Source organism: Okeania sp. SIO2B9 (assembly GCF_010672505.1).
GTDB classification, from domain to species: domain Bacteria; phylum Cyanobacteriota; class Cyanobacteriia; order Cyanobacteriales; family Microcoleaceae; genus Okeania; species Okeania hirsuta.
On record NZ_JAAHGK010001409.1, the window covers coordinates 1 to 1,861 of the forward strand.

The 1,861-nt window shown below is 39.4% G+C and carries 1 protein-coding gene; it reads left to right on the forward strand.

Going from position 1 to position 1,861, the window contains the following annotated elements:
- The first annotated feature begins 269 nt into the window (after window positions 1–269).
- Entirely contained in the window at window positions 270–1,373 is a 1,104-nt protein-coding gene (locus F6K13_RS31235) for a class I SAM-dependent methyltransferase (RefSeq protein ID WP_124145765.1), read from the forward strand.
- The last annotated feature ends 488 nt before the right edge of the window (window positions 1,374–1,861 follow it).

Sequence of the window (1,861 nt, forward strand, 5' to 3'; positions counted from 1 at the left end):
TTGGTTAAGTCTATGCCAAAGAAAGACTCTTTGACGATCAACTAATACCAAGCGTGAAAAAATAATGTTACGAATAGTTTAGTCAACTAAAATAGTTTAAGTCAGATGCATATTTGTTCAAATAGATTGTTTGAGGGCAAAAAATGATAATAATAACTACTTCTACTGACTACTGACTATTGACTACTAGAAACAGTATTAATATTTGTAGCAAACATTTATAAAATTGGTATAAATTCACCTTAATTATACAAGAAAGGAGCTATTTTATGGAACCAACACAACTTCCCGAAGCCGAGAGGGCTTTCAAATATTTTGATTTGTATGGCTCAATGCGAGCGCACAAAATCATGCTAGAAGATATGGCAAGGATGGAAGCCTATCACTCGGCGATATTCAAGAACAAGTCGGAAATGATTGCGGACAAGGTCGTCCTTGATGTCGGTACTGGAACAGGTGTATTAGCTGTTTGGGCGGCTAAAGCCGGTGCAAAACAAGTTTATGCTGTGGACGCCAGTAATGCAGCTAAACTTGCTAGACGCTTAGTTCAGTCGTCAAATGTGTCAGATGTCGTGACAATTCTCAACTCAAAAGTAGAGGAAGTGGAAATACCTGAACCCGTAGATGTAATTGTCAGCGAATGGATGGGCTGCTTTTTGCTCAAAGAATCGATGTTTGATAGCGTGGCATATGCTCGCGACAAATGGCTAAAACCAGGTGGATTGATGTTGCCTTCCCGTGCCACAATTCTCCTTGGACTGTACGCACCAGGGAATGATAGCGATCGCACCAATGTTGTCAAGTTAAAGTTGGAAAAAGAGATAGCAGAATGGAAGGAAACGGTTAGTAATCTTCAGAGTCTTGATGTGGACTACTCCGGTTTCACTTCGGAGGTGCTTCAGGACTTATCAGACTACTTTTTGACAAATAGTATGCGCGTCAACTACTTGTCCCCAGACGATCTCGCCTCAGCACCACAGAAAGTGCTTGAGTTTGACTGTGCCACAGTCGATCCGACCATACTCGTCCAGTTCAGCCAGGATTTCGAGTACACTATCAGCAAACACGCTGAAATTAAAGGGTTTCTCGGCTGGTTCACCACAGATTTTCCCAACGGAGTCGTTCTCGATACTGGGCCTGGAAAAACTTACAGCCATTGGGGACAGCAATTATACCCCCTCAAAGAGAGCTTAAAAGTTGCGCCGGGCGATCGGGTAGTGGGAACAATTAGTGTTAGCCGAGATCCGCATGAGCCGAGATTTAACGTAGTTGAGTTAAAGTACCAAGTTAATACAGGTCTAGAACAGACTGCTCTGTTCAACGTAGGCCATGTACAACATCTGGATGAAGGATCAAAAAATGTATTCGGCTGACCGGGTGATATGAAGCCCGATTGACATCCTCCCGACGCTGCTCTCACGAGACAGCGCGGGAAAACTATTTAAAAATTTAGTGTTACCGAAAAATTAAGGTTTAAAGCCTCTCCTTTAAAGGAGAAACAAGAAAAATTTTTCCTTTGAGTCAATCCTCTTCTTTTCAAGGAGAGGTAATTATTAATTATTAATTATTAATTATTAATTATTGAATGTACCTCATAAACCTGGAATCCGCTGTAACATCTAAAGGCAATGATACTTTAACTTCCTTTGGTTATAAATTAACTGACCTTAAGGATGGTGATTTAATCTCTAAAAGTAAATTTGTTTCATGCTAATTAAATTTCGTGTATTATGATGTTTTTTTGATTAATGTATAATTGATGATTGATAATTACCTCTGGTTAAAACCGAGAGGATTGAATATAATAAATATTGTCTTTTTTCCCTTAAAAGGGAAGATTTTAAACCTGAATTCTTTAATT